Raw genomic sequence first — 17,956 nt, 5'->3', positions numbered from 1 at the left:
GCCAACCGGCGGGGTCTTACTTTTAGCTCATCACGCAGCACTAACGAAAATCCGGCCCCATCAGATCGATGGCGTCGCTACAGATGCTGTTTACCCCCCAACCAAGCAACTGACGCGCCCGCTCCGGCTGATTGACCGTGTAAACCAGCAGGCAGAGTCCAGCACCTCGGATACTCTCGGTGCGGGCCTGATCGAGCAGTTCGTGATTAAGATGCAAGGCGCGGCAACCCAGATCTCTTGCCAGCATCAGCGCATCATCACGCCACGCATGCAGCAGCAAACCGCGCGGCAGATCCGGGGCCACGTCACGCGCCGCCTCCAGCGCCTCAACCGAGAATGAGGAGAGCAGCGGAGTGTCCATCCCTTCCCACCATCGCAGTGCGGCACGCGCCACGGCGGCGCCAGTCTCAAGCTCGCAGCCGGGCGTGGGTTTGATCTCGATGTTGATCTGCAAATTGAGCTCGCGGCAAAGCGCCGCCACATCACGCAGCCGCGGCAACGGCTCGCCGGCAAAATCAGCCGAGAACCAGCGGCCGGCATCAAGCAGCGCCAGGGCAGACCAGGACTGCTCGCCTGCCATACCCCACCCATCGCTGGTTCGCTCCAGCGTATCGTCATGCAGTAAAAAGATTTCGCCGTCGGCCGAGAGCTTGGCGTCGCACTCGAACATGCGATAGCCCTGCGCTGCGCCGACCTTGATGGCTGCCAGTGTATTTTCCGGCGCCAGATAGCCACCGCCACGGTGCGCCACCATGGCCGGATAGTGCCAATGACTCATAGCCTTCTCCCGCTTGCTCCATCAAACCGGTGCAGATGCTCACTCGTCCAGCCCAACCACAAGGTTGTGCCGGGCGCCGGACGATCATGGTGCGGCAAACGCACCACCAGGTTTTGCGCGCCCCAGCGGCCATGCGCCAGGTTATCGGCACCGAGCAGCTCTAGGGTATCGACCATCAGCGGCACCCCTTGCCCGGCGGGAACGCTCAGCAGATGCTCGGGGCGAATACCGAGAGTCATGGCACTACCAGCCAAACCGTTGCCGGCATCACCGATGGGCAGGCTCATCCCCCCTTGCAGCTCAAACTGGCGGCCATCCTGACTCACGATGCCATCGAGCAGATTCATGGCTGGAGAGCCGATAAAGCTGGCAACAAAGCGGCTGGCTGGCTTTTCGTACACCTCGACCGGCGTGCCAATTTGCTCGGCCACGCCCTTGTTCATCACCATCACCCGCTGCGCCAACGTCATGGCTTCGACCTGATCGTGAGTGACGTAAAGGCTGGTGGTGCCAAGGCGCTTGTGCAGTTGTTTAAGTTCAAGGCGCATCTGCACCCTGAGCTTGGCATCGAGGTTAGAAAGTGGCTCATCAAACAGAAATACCGCCGGGTCACGCACGATGGCACGCCCCATCGCCACCCGCTGGCGCTGCCCGCCCGACAGCTCGCGTGGACGGCGCTCAAGCAGCGCGTCGAGTTCAAGAATTCTTGCAGCCTCTTGCACCCGGTTCTGCACCTCGCTTTTCTCCATGCCACGAATTTTCAGCCCCCACGCCATGTTTTGCGCCACCGTCATGTGCGGATAGAGGGCGTAGTTCTGAAACACCATGGCGATACCGCGCTCTTTGGGCTCCAGCTCGGTGACATTGCGCCCGTCGATGTGGATAAGGCCGCCGCTGACGCGCTCAAGCCCTGCCACCATCCGCAGCAAGGTGGACTTGCCACAGCCCGAGGGCCCCACCATCACGATAAATTCGCCATCAGCCACATCCAGGGTGAGCGGGCGGATCACCTGGGTTTTGCTATCCCAGCTCTTGGTCACTGCTTCCAGTTTCAAACCAGCCATCGGTTACTTCTCGCTATCAACAAGGCCACGCACAAACGCGCGTTGCAACATCAGAACAATCGCTACCGGTGGCAGCAGGGTTAGCAGCATGGCGGTCATCACCAAATGCCATTCGGTGGTGCCATCACCACTGGTAATCATGCTGCGAATGGCCGCCACCGCCGTGCCAAGATGTGGCTCGGAGACGATCAGCAACGGCCACAGATATTGGTTCCAGGCATAGATAAAGGTGATGACAAACAGGGCCGCCAGATTGGTTCGCGACAGAGGCAACACGATGTCGCAAAAAAAGCGCATGGGTGAGGCACCATCAATGCGCGCCGCCTCCATCAGCTCATCGGGCAGCGTCATAAAAAACTGCCGAAACAGGAAAGTCGCCGTGGCCGAGGCCATCAGTGGCAGGGTCAAACCGGTGTAGCTGTCCATCATGTCGAGCGTGGCAATCACCTCCACGGTAGGGAAAATCCGCACCTCCACCGGCAGCATCAGGGTGATGAAGATGAGCCAGAAGCAGAGATTACGCAGCGGAAAGCGAAACCAGACGATGGCAAACGCCGACAGAATCGACACCGAGATCTTGCCCACCGTGATGGTGAGCGCCATCAGCAGACTGTTGCCGAGCAGCAAACCAAACGGGGTTTGGCTTGGGCCCACTCCCTGGCGCCACAAGGTGGTGATGTTCTCCCACAGGTGCGAGCCCGGGATCAGGGTCATGGGAATTTCAAAGACCGCTTTTTCATCCAGTGTGGCGGCCACAAACGCCACATACAGCGGAAACAAAATAACGGCGATCGCCAGCCAGATCAGTAGATGACAGGTGCGATCAAGCCAGGGGTGATGTTCAATCATTGATAACTTACCTTGCGTTCAACGTAGCGGAACTGAACGATGGTCAACCCCACCACCAGCACCATCAGCACCACCGACTGTGCGGCGGAAGCCGCCAGATCCAGCCCGGCAAACCCTTCGCGGTAGATCTTGTAAATCAGCGTGGTGGTGGCCTGCACTGGCCCACCGGCAGTAGCGGCATCGATCACCGGGAAGGTGTCAAAGAAGGCATACACCACGTTGACCACCAGCAAGAAAAAGCTCACCGGCGCGATCAGCGGTAACGAGATGGCCACAAAGCGGCGTATCGGCCCGGCCCCTTCGATGGCGGCGGCCTCAACCAGCGAGCATGGAATGGACTGCAGTGCGGCGAAGAAAAACAGGAAGTTGTAACTAAGCTGCTTCCATACCGAGGCGACCACTACCAACAGCATGGCCTGGCCACTGTGCTGGGCGTGATTCCACTCATAACCCATCAGATCAAGCGCGTGCGTGAGCAAGCCTCGCCCCGGACTAAACAAGAACATCCAGAGCACCGCCGCCACGGCCGGCGCGACCGCATAGGGCAACAGCAGCAAGGTTTGATAGATGCGGCGAGCGCGCAGCACATGGTCCACCAGTGCTGCCAGCAACAGGGATATCAGCAGACCACTGCCGGCCACCATGCCACTAAATTGCAAGGTAACGCCAAAGGTGGCGAGATAGGACTCATCGCGCAGCAAATCGCGAAAATTGGCCAGACCGACAAACTCGCTCGATAACCCAAACGGGTCGATATGCAAAAGCGAATACCAGAGCGCCTGACCGGCAGGCCAGAGAAAAAAGACGATGGTGATCGCCAGTTGCGGCAGCAGCAACAGATAAGGCAGCAGACGCGCGCGAAACACCGGGCGGGAACTGGACATGGGATCTCTCGTGACATGCCCCTAATTAAAGGAGCGACCGGCCCCGCAAGCGGGGCCGGATAAACCAAAGATAAAACAGAGGTTATGAGCGAACCGACTGCTCGAAGCGGCGCAGTTGTTCATCACCACGGCGCACTGCCGAATCGAGAGCCTCTTGCGGGGTCTTCTTACCAGTCCAGACCGCTTCGAGCTCTTCATCCACTATGGTGCGGATTTGCGGCATGTTGCCAAGGCGCAAACCCTTGGTGAAGCTAAGCGGCGGCTTGTTAAGCATCTGGCGGGTGGCGATGTCAGAGCCCGGATTCTTCTCGTAGAACCCTTCGCTGCGGGTCAGCTCGTAAGCGGCCTTGGTGATCGGCAGGTAGCCGGTCTTTTGGTGCCACTCGGCGGCCTGCTCCGGCTTGGCGAGAAAATCGAGGAACTGGGCAACGCCGCGATAGGTCTCACTATCCTTACCCTGCAACACCCACAAACTGGCGCCACCGATGATGGCGTTTTGCGGTGCCTGCACCGCGCTGCTGTCGTAAGGCATCATGGCCACGCCGTAATCGAACTTGGCATAGCGGCGAATGTTGGCCAGCGAGCCGCTCGATGCGGTGGTCATGGCGCAATCGCCGTTATAGAACTTCTCGGTCGACTCGTCTTTACGCCCGAAGTAACTGAAATCGCCCTTCTTGTTCATGGCTTCGAGCAGCTCGATATGCTTTACCTGCTCCGGGCCATTGAAAGTGAGCTTGGCATCGGCGCCATCAAAGCCGTTGTTCTCGGTAGCAAACGGCTTGGCGTGCCAGGCGCTGAAGTTTTCCAGCTGGATCCAGCCCTGCCAGCCGCTGGCATAACCACACTTCATGCCAGAGGCGCGCAGCTTGGCGGTGTACTGCGCCATCTGCTGCCAAGTCTTGGGCGGCTGCTCCGGATCGAGACCGGCCTTTTTGAAGGCGCTCTTGTTGTAATAGAGCACCGGCGTGGAGCTGTTAAACGGCTGGGACAGCAGGTGGCCACTCTTGGCGTCGGTGTAATAACCGGCCACGGTCGGCACAAACTGACTTTCGTCAAACGGGATACCGGCTTCGGAGAACACCTGATAGACCGGCTTGATCGCCTTGGAGGCCATCATGGTCGCGGTGCCGACTTCATACACCTGCAAAATAGCCGGCGCCTTGCCAGAGCGAAACGCCGCAATGCCCGCAGCCATGCTCTCGTCGTACTTGCCCTTGTAGACCGGCACGATCTGGTATTGCGGATGGCTCTGGTTGAAGCGCTGCGCCAGCGAATCAACCTCTTTACCCAGCTCCCCGTCCATGGAGTGCCAGAAAGGGATCTGGGTGGCAGCCATTGCCTGACCGGCCAGCCCCAAAGTCACACACAGTACCGAGCTACGAAGCATAAAAGTCATAATTCCTGTCCCAATGGGTGTGGTTCGTCCATAAAAATGCGCGAACGCGCACTGTTATCTTCGCAAACCACTATCGTCAGCCTGTATGACCGAGATGTTTCAGGAAGTTGAACTTTTATTGGCAGCGCTTACGCTATGTCTCTGATGAGGCGCAGAATAGGTGACAGGCTCACGCCGCTTTCCATCACCCAAACACCGTGATATCTGGAGCCAACATGCCCCTGCCCCTCCCTCCCCTGCTGTTTTTCTGTGCGGCTAGCCTGGTATGGTTGTTACCGGGGCGAGCGGCTCTGTCGCTCTATGACGATGGTTGGGGATGGTTAGCCACAGGGTTGGCGTTTGGCGCGGCTCTGTTTGCCCTGCTCCCGGTAGTGGCACTGCGCCGCGCTCGCACCACGATTACGCCGCACCATCCCGAGCAGGCCCGGGTATTGGTGCAGAGCGGCATTTATCGCATCAGCCGCAATCCCATGTACCTGTCGCTGCTGCTCGCCTTGCTGGCACTGTGCGCCTGGCGTGTCAGCCTGCCCGGGCTGCTGCCAGCCTTCGGGTTTATGTATCTGGTCGAGCGACTGCAAATCCGCCGTGAAGAGGCCGCACTGGCCGCCCGTTTTGGCCGTGATTATCAGGCCTATTGCCACACGACGCGCCGCTGGCTGTAGATGGCCTGCCGGAGCTGGCACAGCACCATGCGGGGAATCAATTTAAATATGCTTACATTTCATATAGATAAGTGAATACACCACAAAAGTGACCAGATAGTGACTGCAGATTGCTTGACATAAAACATTGCATGCAATTTAATTGCAAACAACAAACATCAAGACCCATCCCCATCAGGAGCAAATATCATGTCTATCGACAAAGTTCTCTATCGTGCACAAGCAAGCGTCACTGGCGGCCGTGAAGGTCATGCCACTTCCGATGACAAGAAGCTGGATCTGACATTGAGCACCCCGCGTGAGCTGGGCGGCGCCGGCGGTGAAGGCAGCAACCCCGAGCAGCTGTTTGCCGCTGGTTACGCCGCCTGCTTTACAGGTGCCCTCAAGCTGGTTGCTTCCCGTGAAAAGATTGCCGTGCCGGCCGCGACCGTGATTGAAGGGCTGGTTGGCATCGGCCCGGTAGGTCAAGCCTTCGGTATCGAAGTTGAGCTGCGTGTCTCCCTGCCGGGGATGGAGCGCTCGGTGGCCGAGGCGCTGGTCGCCAAGGCGCACGAAGTCTGCCCCTACTCCAACGCCACCCGTGGCAATATCGATGTCACGCTGACCGTGCTGTAAGCACTAAGCTGACACCCCTGACAGTTTGCTGTCAGTCCAGTAGAAACAGTTCAGGAGGCCAAGGCCTCCTGAATGTTTTTCCGGGTGAGAGCGCGTTAGGCGGCCTCTTTACTCAGCCCATCCATCACCTGCTTGTGAAACTCGCCGTTGAGCTTGTAGTAGCGGCGATAGATAAGAAAGCTCAGGCACACCAGCACCAGCGGAATGCCGATCATCAGCATGCGCATGGCAAAGATGGTGGATTCGCTTTGCACGGCATTGGGCACATAACCGGCAATCGTCAAGCCAATACCAATCAGGAAACCGGCGATGGCAGAGGCGCCTTTCACCAGCATGGTCTGCACCGAGAAGATAACGCTCTCGGTACGCACCCCGTTTTTATACTCACCGTAATCGACCACGTCAGCCAGCATCACAGTAGAGAGTGCCAGCGCAAAACCTGAACCCAGTTTCAGCGCCGCACCCGATGCCCCCACCAGAATATGGTTTTCCGGCATCACCAGACCTGAGAAGAGCAGCAAGGCGCAGCTCAATACCGGGAAGGCGCACGCCATCTTCCACACCGTCGGGCGCGAGAAGGTTTGCACTACCTTGGGAAACAGCACCAGACCGGCGATTTCGGCGGCGCCCGAGAGCATCATAAAGACCGGGAAGAGATCCTTGTTACCCACCGCGTAGGTGAAGTAATAGATGGCAAACCCGCCGGCCAGCTGCATCGCCATGTTAAACGCCAGCACGATACCAATCAGGGCCACCAGCTGATCGTTTTTGAAGATGATGCCCATCACGTCCCGTGGCTTGATCTTCTCGGCCTGCTTTTCCACCTTCACGGTGTCACGCACGTTAAGCACGGTCACGATGGCGCTCACGATAAAGAAGACGGCAATCACCATCGACACACGCTGAAAGCCCAGCGCGTTGTCGCCGTTGCCCAACCATTCAATCGCCTTGAGACCAAACGAGCCCATCAGGAACCAGGCCAGACTGGCGAACAGACGCGGGATCACCACGATGCTCTCGCGCTCATTCTTGTCACTGGAGAGCGACGGGATCATCGACCAATAAGGAATGTCCATGATGGTGTAAGTCATGCCCCACAGAATGTAGGAGACCGCTGCGTAGACATAGAGCCAAGTGCCTTCGAAGGCATGGGTCATGAACAGCGACACCATCACCACCGAGTTAATCACGGTGCCGATCAGGATCCAGGGGCGGAACTTGCCCCAGCGCGAACGGGTGTTATCGACGATCATCCCCATCATGGGGTCATTGATGGCATCCCAGATCCGGGCCACCAGAAACAGAGAGCCGACAAAGGCGGCCGACAGTCCCACCACGTCGGTGTAGTAGAACATCAGGTAGATATACACCACCGAGCAGGCGAGATCCTTGCCCAGTGCGCCTATGCCGTAAGAGAGCTTACTTGTATTGGAGAGGCTCATGACCATGTCCTTTTGTGTGTGATTGCTTCGAATTATTCGGTTAAACCGCCGTCAGCTCGATCAGGATGGCGGTGGAAGGGTCGAGGATCGGCATGGTGATGCCCGCTTGCGCCAGCCACTCGCCACTCAACTCCACCGGGGTATCGATCCAGGCCGGCTGGCGGTTGACGATGCCGCTACGCAGGTTGCTGGCACAGGCAATCAGCGACACCTTGTAACGGGTCTCGCTCTGCAAGCCGGGGATACGCAGCACGCCGCTAAAGGAGTAAGTGGGCATCCCCATCTGGGCGACCATCACCAGCGCTTGGCGCCCGTCCGCGCCCACCACGCCATGAATCACCTGCTGCTCGCTGTCATCGCTGTCGATGCGCAGGGTTTGCCCACTGTGCAGCAGCGGTCGATAGCGTTTGTGCAGGGCGATGTAGTGGCTAAATCCGGCCTTCTCCTGCTTACTTTCGCGCACCGGGTCGAGCTCAATGCCCATATGGCCAAACAGCGCTGTGATGCCGCGAAAATGAATGTCGGAGACGCGCCGGGTGGCGTGGCAGTGAGTGGCACCGATGTGGGAGCCCATCACTTCGGGCGGGAAGAAGTAGCTAAAGCCACGCTGAATAATCTGACGCTCCAGCGCATCGTTGTTATCGGACGGCCAGAAGCGGTGCACCCGTTTGAGCACCTCATAGTCGATGCGGCCACCGCCGGCGGCGCAGGCTTCGATTTCAACCTGTGGATAGTGCTCACGTACCCAGTCCATCAGGCGATAGACCGCCTCGACCTGGGCCTGTTGGCTGGCCCGTCCGGCATGGCCGGGCTGCACCACTTCGCGGTTCATGTCCCATTTGAGATAGCTGATGGCGTAACGCCCGAGCAGCGCATCGAGCCGCTCACAGAGATAGGCAAAGGCGGCGGGGTTTTGCAGATCCAGCACATATTGATTGCGGCCGGTCGGCGGGGAGTAACCCTCCAGCGCCAGCAGCCAGTCGGGGTGCTGGCGATAGAGATCTGAATCCAGGCTGATCATCTCGGGCTCGACCCACAGGCCAAACTCCATCCCGAGCCCGCGCACATGCGCGATCACCGGCTCGAGACCCTCGGGGTATTTCTGCGAGTCCAGATACCAGTCACCGAGGGCTGCCTTGTCGTTGTTGCGCCGACGAAACCAGCCATCATCGATGATAAAACGCTCCACGCCCATCCGCGCCGCTTCGGTCGCCATCGCCATGATGTAGGCGGGATCGTGGTCAAAATAGATCCCCTCCCAGGTGTTGAGATGCACCGGCCGCGCCTTGGGCTCGGGGAAGCGCACAATGTGTTCACGCACAAAGCCGTGAAAATGCTGGCTCATGACATTGAGGCCCACCGGGCTATAGCTGGCATAGAGCCAGGGCGTCGCGAGACTTTCCCCTTGAGCCAAGCTCATCTCGCCGGGCAGATAGAGCGCTTCAGCCTGCATAAAACGGCGGCCGTCCGCTTTGACGTCCACCCGCAGCCGGTGGTTACCGCTCCAGGCCAGATGCATGCCCCACACCTCACCGTGCTGCTCGCCAAAACCCTGATTGCCAACCACCAGGGCCGGGAAGTGCTCGTGCGAGGTGCGACCACGGCGGTTCTCCTGCTGATAGCCACCGTGGCGCAGCGAATGGCGATGCTGCTGGAATTCATGCACCCAGCGGCCATAGAAAGAGAGACACTCGGTGGCCCGCTCTGGCAGCGGCAGCGTGCTGGCCAGGCGGTTGACCTGATAGGGGGTGGCGCCTAAGTTGGTGAGGGTATGGCGCAGGCTCAGCACATCGTGCTGCGGATCGAGCGTGATCTCACTGACCAGCTGCAAGCCAGCCACCGCATCGCGACTGACCAGCGTTAAGCTCTGCCCCTCCTGCTTGATCTCTCTGAGCACAAACACGGCAGACCAGTCACGCCCTTCCCGATGCCCCTCCAGCGCCGGACTGCTAAACAGGCCGCGTCCAGATTCAGGAAACAGCGAGAGCGGCACATCCACATCCAGCCGGCCATAAGGCACGGCACGCGCCAGTGCCACATGGGCATCACGATCGCAGGAGGTGGTCAACGCCTTGCCCCAGTAGAGGATGTCAGCCTGATCGCCGACAGAGATAAGCAGCGCGCTGTGGCGCCCACGCAGAGTAACGATGTCGTTCATGATGTCTGAGCCCGGTGTTGCAGAGTCGAATGGTGCGACCGCACCATTGGCAGGCATCATAAAAGCTTACGACTCGCGTTTTTGTGATCCTGGCTACACCAGTGGAAACGTTTACAATTGGGAGCTATTCTTAACGCCGTTTAGTGATCATGATCACGATAAAACCGGCGTTTATGCGCGTCAGCGCACACCTGTTACCGGTTTCAATTCAGGGTGACAGCATAACCACACAACCAATGAGTGAAACCACCAACTGTAATCGTTTACAGTTGTAAGCCGAGCGCATCAAAATCAGACCTGACCCACTGCCCGCCTGCCCCGGTCGCCATATTGACAAACCACACGGCACCAATGTGCCTTCGATCACGGGCTTAACAATTTCCCGGGCTGCCGCAGTATAAAGTCGGATTTTTAGGTCGATATAAGGTTAGAAATACCAAATCCCTAAAGGTTAGAAGGATTTACCGGATGAACTTATCGATTAAGAACAAGCTGGTGATCGCGATCAGTACCCTCATCATCGTCATCACTGCGCTGCAGGTCTGGTACAACACCCGTCAACTGGGCGCCGAAACGCGCCGACTGGTCGGCGATACGATTAGTGTCAGCTCCAATGCCAGCGTGCAAGGGATCACCCACTGGCTGCAGGCACGGGTGGCCATGGTGCAGGCAGCCAAAGAGGCCTATGCCCTGCAAGACGAACCGGTCACCTATCTGGCACAGGCTGAGAAATCCGGTCACTTCGAGCTGGTCTACTCGGGGGCCGAAGATGGCAAATACATTGAGGGGCATTTTTCCAATGTGCCGGCAGGCTATGATCCGCGCAAACGTCCCTGGTATCAGAGCGCCATGAGCGCCGGCCATCTCATCATCACCCCGCCCTACATGGGGGCCTCGCAAGGCAGTCTGGTCATCACCATCGCCGAGCCCTTTTTGCGCGGTAACACCCGTGGCGTGATCGCCGGTGACATCTCCATCGATGCGCTGGTGCAGAGCATTTTGTCGATGAAGATGGAGGGTGCCTACGCCATGTTGGTAGACAGCCACGGCACCATTATCGCCCACCCGGATCAGAGCCTCGCCATGAAGCAGAGCAGCGAGATCTTCCCGGAGCTCACCCCGGTGCGTATTCAGGAGATTGCCCACGACGGCGCCATCTCCGAGTATGAGATAGGCGGCAAACCGAGCCTGTTTGAGCTAACCCAAGTGCCCGATACCGACTGGTATTACGGCATCGTCATCGACAAAGAGGTCGCTTATCAGGCGGTCAGCCGAATGATCACCTCTGCTATCTGGCAGGGTCTGCTCACTATCCTGATCGTGGCCGGTATCTCCTATCTGGCGATCCGTGGCTCGCTGGCGCCGCTCTCGACCTTGGGCGAGGCGATTGCTGCCCTGTCGCGCGGTAACGGCGATCTGACCCGCCGCATCCAGATTGAGCGGCACGACGAGGTGGGCGCCGTCGCCAAGCACGTCAACACCTTTATTGACCGCATTCACGCCATGGTACGCGACATCTCAAGCTCGGCCGGGCAACTGAACCAACAGGCGATCCGCTCGCACCAGATGGCCGGTGAGACCACGCAAGGGTTGTCACGTCAGCAAAACGAGATCTCCCTCATCGCCACCGCCGTGCACGAGATGTCGGCCACCGCCGTCGAGGTGGCCAGCAACGCCGAGCAGACCGCCGATGCCGCCCGCGCCTCGGCCAGCAACTGCGAGCAGGGCAAACAGGTGATTGCCCGTAACCAGCGCTCTATCACCGATCTCGCCTCCCAGGTGGAGCACGCCTCCGGCACCATTCGTGAGCTCGAGAAAAACACCCAGGAGATCAACACCATCCTCTCCACCATTCAAGGCATCGCCGAGCAGACCAACCTGCTGGCGCTCAACGCCGCCATCGAAGCCGCCCGCGCCGGTGAGCAGGGGCGAGGTTTTGCCGTGGTGGCCGACGAAGTGCGGGTGCTCTCCCAGCGCACCCACAGCTCCACGGTCGAAATTCGCACCATGATCGAGACCTTGCAGCGCAACACCCAAAGCGCCGTCGGCACCATGCAAGAGAGCCAGTTGCTGGCACAAAACAGCGTGGGGGATGCCGGTGAAGCGACCCAGGCCCTCGAGCAGATTGTCGAATCGATTGACCGTATCTCACAGATGGCAACCCAGATCTCTAGCGCCGCCGAAGAGCAGCGCTCGGTCACCGACGAGGTAAGCCGCAATATTCAGGCGGTCAAGGATGTCTCGGACGAGCTGGCCGGTCAGGCGCAAAACTCCAATCAGCTGGCGAGTGAACTCGAGAGCATCTCGGGCGAGCTAAACGGTCAGATTGGGATGTTCCGCATCTAAATCGCTTAAAAACAGAAAACCCGGGCTGGCCCGGGTTTTCTTATCTTCACAACGATAAGGCTTACACCACGCGGGCGCGCTCAAGCATGGCATGGAGCAGCACGTTGGTGCCGGCGGTGACCTGCTCGGGTTGGGTGTCCTCGATTTCGTTGTGGCTGATGCCATCTTTGCAGGGGATGAAGATCATGCCCGCTGGCGCCAGCATCGACATATAGACCGCATCGTGTCCCGCCCCAGAGACGATATCCATGTGCGAGTAGCCAAGGCGCTGGGCGGCGCGGCGCACCGCATCCTTGCAATCGGGGTGAAACGGCGCTGCCGGATAGTGCGACACCTGGGTAATCGCCACCCCAAGCCCGGTCTCTTGCTCGACAGTGCCGACATAGGCGCGCAGGGCGGCGTCCATCTCATCCACCAGCGCATCGGTCATGTTGCGAAAATCGATGGAGAAGGTGACCTGCCCCGGGATCACGTTTCGGCTGTTGGGGAACACCTGCACCATGCCGACGGTGCCGCGCCCATGCGGGCCGAAGCGATGGGCGATCGCCACCACCTCTTGCATGATGCGCGCCGCCACTTGCATGGCATCTTTACGCAGCTCCATCGGGGTCGGGCCGGCGTGCGCCTCCATCCCGGTCACCACGCAGTCATACCAGCGAATACCGAGCACCCCTTGCACCACTCCGATGGTGATCTCTTTGTCTTCCAGAATCGGCCCCTGCTCGATGTGCGCCTCGAAGTAGGCGCCGATGGGGTGATCGCCCGGCTCTTCATCACCGATATAGCCGATGCGCGCCAGCTCCTCCCCCACCGTCTTGCCGTCGATATCCTTGGCGGCATAGGCATGCTCGAGGGTAAAGATATGGGCAAACACCCCTGAGCCCATCATCACCGGCACAAAGCGCGATCCCTCCTCGTTGGTCCAGAAAGCCAGCTCCACCGGGGCTTCAGTCTCGATATCGTAATCATTGAGAGTCCGGATCACCTCAAGGCCAGCCAGCACCCCGAAGTTGCCGTCAAACTTGCCACCAGTCGGCTGGGTATCGATATGGCTGCCGGTCATGATCGGCGGCAGCATGTTGTTGCGCCCGGCACGGCGCATAAAGACGTTGCCAATCTTGTCGATGGTGACCGACAGGCCCGCCTCGCGCGCCCAGCTGATCACCAGATCGCGCCCTTGACGATCCAGATCGGTCAGGGTCAGCCGGCACACCCCGCCCTTGGGGGTCGCACCGATTTTGGCCAGATCCATCAGCGACTGCCACAGCCGCTCACCATTGACACGAAGATCCGTTACCACGCTGGCATCACAGGTTTTGGTATCCATGCTGATTCTCTCCTTGAATCGGTTAACGCTCGACCGCGGTCGGGGCTTCGACCTGAGCACGCAGCGCATTGGCCGTAAATTGCGGGCCGAATGCCGGGCGTTTGAGATAGCGACCCGCGCCCGGTACGGTGCGCAGATCCCCGTCAACCCACACCAGCTTGCCTTGGCTTAAGGTATGGGTCGGGATGCCCTGCACGGTGCGCCCCTCGAAGATGTTGAAGTCGTTTTTCGAGTGATGAGTCTTGGCCGACAGGGTCTTGTGACCAGACGGATCCCACACCACCAGATCGGCGTCGGCCCCCGGCGCAACCAACCCCTTTTGCGGATAGAGGTTAAACAGCTTGGCGGTGTTGGCCGAGGTGATGGCGACAAACTCGCTCGGGGTCAGTCGGCCGCTGTTCACGCCTGCATCCCAAATCACCGCCATGCGCTCTTCCACCCCGCCGCAACCGTTGGGGATCTTGGCAAAATTGCCCTGACCCGCGGCTTTCTGGGCGGCGCAGAAGGTGCAGTGATCGGTGGCCGTCGTATGCAGCTGACCCGATTGCAGGCCCCGCCACAGCGCCTCCTGATGTGGTTTGGAGCGAAACGGCGGGCTCATCACATGGGCGGCGGCGCGGGTGAAATCAGGGTCACGATAGACGCTGTCATCGATAACCAGGTGTCCGGCCAGCACCTCGCCATAAACCCGCTGTCCACGCGCCCGGGCCCGGGCGATAGCATCGGCCGACTCCTGACAAGAGACGTGCACAACATAGATGGGCACGCCCAGCACCTCAGCGATGGCGATGGCTCGGTTGGCCGCTTCACCTTCCACCATGGGCGGGCGCGACAGCGGATGCCCTTCCGGACCGGTGATGCCCATGCGGGCCACTTCTTGTTGCAGCAGGAACACCAGCTCGCCGTTTTCAGCGTGCACGGTCGGCATGGCGCCCAGCTCTAGCGAGCGGCGAAAGCTGTTCACCAGCGTCTCGTCGTCACACATGATGGCGTTCTTGTAAGCCATAAAGTGCTTGAAGCTGTTGACCCCCTCTTCGCGCACCAGCGTGCCCATGTCGCGGTGCACGCTCTCGTCCCACCAGGTGATCGCCACATGGAAACCGTAATCCGACGCCGCATGCTCGGCCCAGCTCCGCCAGATACGATAGGCCTCCATCAGGGGCTGCTTGGGATTGGGAATCACAAAATCGATGATCGAGGTGGTGCCCCCGGCCAGCGCGGCCGAGGTGCCGCTGTAAAAGTCATCCACCGTGGTGGTGCCCATAAACGGGAAATTCATGTGAGTATGCGGATCGATGCCGCCCGGCAGCACATATTGACCGCCAGCATCCACCACGGAGCACCCGGCTGGCGCCTGAGCCGTCAGACTCTCGCCCACCGCCGCAATCACCCCATCAACGCACAATACATCGGCACGAAACTCACGGTCGGCGTTAACGACCGTGCCCCCCCGAATCAATACACTCTTGTTCATCCCGGATCCCTCTGTTGATTAACAAGTGCTACTCCAGCCACGCAGCGAACGTGCCAGTGCAGCGAGATGTGCCCCCTGCCCCACCATCCGGGGGCAGGATTAGCGGCCGGACTTGACCGGCCGCGTCGTTACGCCACTTCACTGGCCGGTGTGGCCATCGGATTGTTGGGGTGAGTGGTCCAGTTGGCATAATCACCGCTGACCACCCGGCCGGTACGCAGGTCCACTTCACCCGGCGCCAGTGCGCGCATGGTGATGCAGTTCTCGACCGGGCAGATGGAGGCGCACAGATTGCAGCCGACGCACTCCTCTTCTTTCACCTCGTAATGGCGCTCACCGTTTTTGATGCTGGTGATGGCCTGGTGCGAGGTGTCCTCGCAGGCGATGTGGCACTTGCCGCACTTGATGCAGCTCTCTTGGTCGATCACCGCCTTTTCCACATGGTTGAGGTTGAGGTAACGCCAGTCGGTCACGGTGGGCACCGCCTTACCCCGGAAATCGTCGATGGTGCGATAGCCTCGCTCATCCATGAAGTTCTCCAGGCCGCTGATCATGTCCTGCACAATCGAGAAACCGTGCACCATGGCGGCGGTGCAGACCTGCACCGTGCCGCAGCCCAGCGCGATAAACTCGGCAGCGTCGCGCCAGGTAGACACGCCGCCGATGCCGGAGATGGGCATCCCACGCGTCTCACCGTCACGGGCGATCTCGGCCACCATGTTCAGGGCAATCGGCTTGACGGCCGTACCGCAATAACCGCCGTGCGACCCCATGCCGCCGGTGTTGGGGCTCATCGCCATGGCATCGAGATCGACACCGATGATCGAGTTGATGGTGTTGATCAGTGACACCGCATCGGCGCCGCCGCGATGGGCAGCCCGCGCCGGGTAACGGATGTCAGTGATGTTGGGGGTGAGCTTGACGATAACCGGCAGCGAGCAGTACTGCTTACACCAGCGGGTCACCATCTCGATGTACTCGGGCACCTGCCCCACCGCAGCCCCCATGCCGCGCTCGCTCATGCCGTGCGGGCAGCCGAAGTTGAGCTCGATGCCATCGGCACCGGTCTGCTCGACCAGCGGCAGGATGAACTTCCACGACGCTTCATCGCACGGCACCATGATCGACACCACGACGGCGCGATCGGGCCAGTTACGCTTGACCCGGGCGATCTCCTCAAGGTTGATGGCAAGGGTGCGATCGGTGATGAGCTCGATGTTGTTAAGACCAATCACCCGCCGATCCGGCCCGCGCAGGGTGCCGTAACGGGGGCCGCTGACATTGACCACGTGGGGATCGATCCCGAGGGTCTTCCACACCACGCCACCCCACCCGGCCTCGAAGGCGCGCACCACGTTGTACTCCTTGTCGGTGGGCGGCGCCGAGGCCAACCAGAACGGGTTCGGGCTCTTGATGCCCAGAAAATTGCTGCTGATATCAGCCATGACAGGACTCCTCGACCAGTGCATCGGACGCTGCGCCATCGGCGGCGCGCAAGGTGGCATCGATAGAAAACGCGGCAAGCTTGCCAAGCCGGACCGCATCGACGGTGAGATCCAGCCCACCCGCGACACAGTCACCGCCGGCCCAGACGCCGGGCAGCGAGGTGCGCCCCTGCTCGTCCACCGCAATGCGGCCATCTTGCAGCATCAATCCAGCGCCCGCCGGCTCGCTGACATAGGTCTGGCCGATGGCCTTGAGGATCATGTCGGCCGGCAGGGTGAAGGTCTCACCGCTTTCGACCAAGCGACCGCCCTGCTCGCAGGTGACGGCCAGCGTGATGCCGGTGACCTTACCCTCTGCGCTGTGCACCGCTTTTGGCGCCGCCCAATGGCGGATGGTGACGCCGTTGCTGCGCGCCCAATCAATCTCCACGGCCGAGGCTTTCATGGCACTTTCGCCGCGGCGATAGACCATGGTGACTTCGCGGGCGCCCAGCTTTTTGGCCTGCACCGCGGCATCGACCGCCGTCATTCCACCGCCGATGACCACGACCTGACGGCCGACCGGGAAGCTGGCCAGATCGTCGCACTGGCGCAATCTGGCGATAAAATCGACCGCCTCCTCCAGCCCGCTGGCGGCAGGCTCGGGGATCCCCAGCGCATTGACGCCAGCGAGCCCCATTCCCAGAAACACGGCATCAAACTCGGCGCGCAGTGCATCAAGGTGGATGTCGCGCCCAAGCATTTGATGGGTGCGCACCGAAATACCGCCAATTGACAGCAGCCAGCGAATCTCGTGCTGGGCAAAATCGCCGGTGGTCTTGTAGCTGGCCAGACCATATTCATTAAGGCCGCCCAACTTAGGCTTGGCTTCAAAAAGCACCACGTTATGACCGAGACGCGCCAGACGGTGCGCCACGGTGAGTCCGGCCGGACCGGCACCGACCACGGCGACCCGCTTACCACTCAGGGCGGCGCGATGAAACAGCGGCTTGCCCGGATCGACAAAATAGGTGTCAGTGGCATAGCGCTGCAGCAGGCCGATTTCGACCGGTTTGCCTTCTTGGGTATTGCGCACACACACCTGCTCGCACAGGGCTTCGGTCGGACAAACCCGGGCGCAGATCCCGCCCAACTCGTTGGCATCGAGAATGGCGTAGGCGGCACCCCGGATATTTTTCTGGGCGATGCGCTGGATAAAGCGCGGCACATCGATCCCGGCCGGGCAGGCACTGGTGCAGGGGGCGTCGTAGCAGCCGTAGCAGCGCTCGGCTTCTACCAGCGCTTGGCTGGACGTCAGTGGCGGATGGCTGTCGCTAAACTGGGCGACATAAACCGGATCCGGCAAGCGTCCCGCCACAATGCCGGGCGTATCAACCCCGACAGGCGTTCTGTTATTCATTGCTCGCTCCTTCCTTGAGACATGGCTTCCAGCAATCCTGACCAACTGGTTAGGATTACAAGAGAGGAGAAAGCGACGATCGTGCCAAGTTGACCGAATGGTCAGAAACGTTCAAAA

The 17,956-nt window shown here is 60.0% G+C and carries 15 protein-coding genes; 4 read left to right on the top strand and 11 right to left on the bottom strand.

Going from position 1 to position 17,956, the window contains the following annotated elements; all coding sequences use genetic code 11:
• Positions 1-40: 40 nt before the first annotated feature.
• The 5 genes from ugpQ to ugpB form a co-directional block, all read right to left on the bottom strand.
• Positions 41-778: a glycerophosphodiester phosphodiesterase gene (gene ugpQ, locus BW958_RS01480; RefSeq protein ID WP_076573620.1), complete on the bottom strand. Its 738-nt coding sequence runs from the start codon at positions 776-778 to the stop codon at positions 41-43.
• Positions 775-1,842, bottom strand: a complete 1,068-nt coding sequence (locus BW958_RS01475; protein ID WP_076573618.1) for a sn-glycerol-3-phosphate import ATP-binding protein UgpC — start codon at positions 1,840-1,842, stop codon at positions 775-777. The genes ugpQ and BW958_RS01475 overlap by 4 nt, the downstream gene beginning before the upstream one ends.
• Before the next feature lie 3 nt (positions 1,843-1,845).
• Positions 1,846-2,691 (bottom strand): sn-glycerol-3-phosphate ABC transporter permease UgpE, encoded by an 846-nt coding sequence (ugpE, locus tag BW958_RS01470; protein WP_076573616.1) that lies wholly within the window; start codon positions 2,689-2,691, stop codon positions 1,846-1,848.
• Positions 2,688-3,575: a sn-glycerol-3-phosphate ABC transporter permease UgpA gene (ugpA, locus tag BW958_RS01465; RefSeq protein WP_076573614.1), complete on the bottom strand. Its 888-nt coding sequence runs from the start codon at positions 3,573-3,575 to the stop codon at positions 2,688-2,690. Before ugpA ends, ugpE begins: the two co-directional genes overlap by 4 nt.
• 82 nt (positions 3,576-3,657) lie before the next feature.
• A complete protein-coding gene (gene ugpB, locus BW958_RS01460; protein WP_076573612.1) occupies positions 3,658-4,971 on the bottom strand; it encodes a sn-glycerol-3-phosphate ABC transporter substrate-binding protein UgpB in 1,314 nt (437 codons plus the stop codon).
• Between the two features lie 215 nt (positions 4,972-5,186).
• Here ugpB and BW958_RS01455 point away from each other — a divergent pair, with 215 nt between their 5' ends.
• Positions 5,187-5,633 (top strand): methyltransferase family protein, encoded by a 447-nt coding sequence (locus BW958_RS01455; RefSeq protein WP_076573611.1) that lies wholly within the window; start codon positions 5,187-5,189, stop codon positions 5,631-5,633.
• Positions 5,634-5,822: 189 nt separating this feature from the next.
• A complete protein-coding gene (locus BW958_RS01450) occupies positions 5,823-6,248 on the top strand; it encodes an organic hydroperoxide resistance protein (protein ID WP_076573609.1) in 426 nt (141 codons plus the stop codon).
• 95 nt (positions 6,249-6,343) lie between these two features.
• Here the strand turns inward: BW958_RS01450 and melB are convergent, their stop codons facing one another.
• Complete coding sequence (gene melB, locus BW958_RS01445) at positions 6,344-7,690, bottom strand: melibiose:sodium transporter MelB (RefSeq protein ID WP_218641723.1); 1,347 nt, start codon at positions 7,688-7,690, stop codon at positions 6,344-6,346.
• Between the two features lie 40 nt (positions 7,691-7,730).
• Positions 7,731-9,848: an alpha-galactosidase gene (locus tag BW958_RS01440; protein WP_179078802.1), complete on the bottom strand. Its 2,118-nt coding sequence runs from the start codon at positions 9,846-9,848 to the stop codon at positions 7,731-7,733.
• Here BW958_RS01440 and BW958_RS20460 point away from each other — a divergent pair.
• Entirely contained in the window at positions 9,847-10,065 is a 219-nt protein-coding gene (locus BW958_RS20460; RefSeq protein WP_179078801.1) for a hypothetical protein, read from the top strand. The two genes, BW958_RS01440 and BW958_RS20460, sit on opposite strands and share 2 nt — an antisense overlap.
• A 251-nt stretch (positions 10,066-10,316) precedes the next feature.
• Positions 10,317-12,194: a methyl-accepting chemotaxis protein gene (locus BW958_RS01435; RefSeq protein WP_076573605.1), complete on the top strand. Its 1,878-nt coding sequence runs from the start codon at positions 10,317-10,319 to the stop codon at positions 12,192-12,194.
• Positions 12,195-12,255: 61 nt separating this feature from the next.
• Here BW958_RS01435 and BW958_RS01430 read toward each other — a convergent pair whose 3' ends face one another.
• The 4 genes from BW958_RS01430 to BW958_RS01415 form a co-directional block, all read right to left on the bottom strand.
• Positions 12,256-13,521, bottom strand: a complete 1,266-nt coding sequence (locus BW958_RS01430; protein ID WP_076573603.1) for a Zn-dependent hydrolase — start codon at positions 13,519-13,521, stop codon at positions 12,256-12,258.
• A gap of 22 nt (positions 13,522-13,543) precedes the next feature.
• Positions 13,544-14,995, bottom strand: a complete 1,452-nt coding sequence (hydA, locus tag BW958_RS01425) for a dihydropyrimidinase (RefSeq protein WP_076573601.1) — start codon at positions 14,993-14,995, stop codon at positions 13,544-13,546.
• Between the two features lie 128 nt (positions 14,996-15,123).
• Complete coding sequence (preA, locus tag BW958_RS01420; RefSeq protein ID WP_076573600.1) at positions 15,124-16,440, bottom strand: NAD-dependent dihydropyrimidine dehydrogenase subunit PreA; 1,317 nt, start codon at positions 16,438-16,440, stop codon at positions 15,124-15,126.
• Positions 16,433-17,839, bottom strand: coding sequence for an NAD(P)-dependent oxidoreductase (locus BW958_RS01415; RefSeq protein ID WP_076573598.1), 1,407 nt, complete (start codon positions 17,837-17,839; stop codon positions 16,433-16,435). Before BW958_RS01415 ends, preA begins: the two co-directional genes overlap by 8 nt.
• Positions 17,840-17,956: the final 117 nt, after the last annotated feature.

The sequence above is a fragment of the Aeromonas sp. RU39B genome, from assembly GCF_900156095.1.
Classification (GTDB): Bacteria; Pseudomonadota; Gammaproteobacteria; order Enterobacterales; family Aeromonadaceae; genus Aeromonas.
This window is presented reverse-complemented; position numbering and strand designations above follow the sequence as displayed.

Excerpts from the sequence above, each read along its gene's own strand:
- ugpQ (WP_076573620.1), bottom strand. The coding sequence starts at position 778 with ATGAGTCATTGGCACTATCCGGCCATGGTGGCGCACCGTGGCGGTGGC.
- BW958_RS01475 (WP_076573618.1), bottom strand. The coding sequence starts at position 1,842 with ATGGCTGGTTTGAAACTGGAAGCAGTGACCAAGAGCTGGGATAGCAAA.
- ugpE (WP_076573616.1), bottom strand. The coding sequence starts at position 2,691 with ATGATTGAACATCACCCCTGGCTTGATCGCACCTGTCATCTACTGATC.
- ugpA (WP_076573614.1), bottom strand. The coding sequence starts at position 3,575 with ATGTCCAGTTCCCGCCCGGTGTTTCGCGCGCGTCTGCTGCCTTATCTG.
- ugpB (WP_076573612.1), bottom strand. The coding sequence starts at position 4,971 with ATGACTTTTATGCTTCGTAGCTCGGTACTGTGTGTGACTTTGGGGCTG.
- BW958_RS01455 (WP_076573611.1), top strand. The coding sequence starts at position 5,187 with ATGCCCCTGCCCCTCCCTCCCCTGCTGTTTTTCTGTGCGGCTAGCCTG.
- BW958_RS01450 (WP_076573609.1), top strand. The coding sequence starts at position 5,823 with ATGTCTATCGACAAAGTTCTCTATCGTGCACAAGCAAGCGTCACTGGC.
- melB (WP_218641723.1), bottom strand. The coding sequence starts at position 7,690 with ATGAGCCTCTCCAATACAAGTAAGCTCTCTTACGGCATAGGCGCACTG.
- BW958_RS20460 (WP_179078801.1), top strand. The coding sequence starts at position 9,847 with ATGATGTCTGAGCCCGGTGTTGCAGAGTCGAATGGTGCGACCGCACCA.
- BW958_RS01440 (WP_179078802.1), bottom strand. The coding sequence starts at position 9,848 with ATGAACGACATCGTTACTCTGCGTGGGCGCCACAGCGCGCTGCTTATC.
- BW958_RS01435 (WP_076573605.1), top strand. The coding sequence starts at position 10,317 with ATGAACTTATCGATTAAGAACAAGCTGGTGATCGCGATCAGTACCCTC.
- BW958_RS01430 (WP_076573603.1), bottom strand. The coding sequence starts at position 13,521 with ATGGATACCAAAACCTGTGATGCCAGCGTGGTAACGGATCTTCGTGTC.
- hydA (WP_076573601.1), bottom strand. The coding sequence starts at position 14,995 with ATGAACAAGAGTGTATTGATTCGGGGGGGCACGGTCGTTAACGCCGAC.
- preA (WP_076573600.1), bottom strand. The coding sequence starts at position 16,440 with ATGGCTGATATCAGCAGCAATTTTCTGGGCATCAAGAGCCCGAACCCG.
- BW958_RS01415 (WP_076573598.1), bottom strand. The coding sequence starts at position 17,839 with ATGAATAACAGAACGCCTGTCGGGGTTGATACGCCCGGCATTGTGGCG.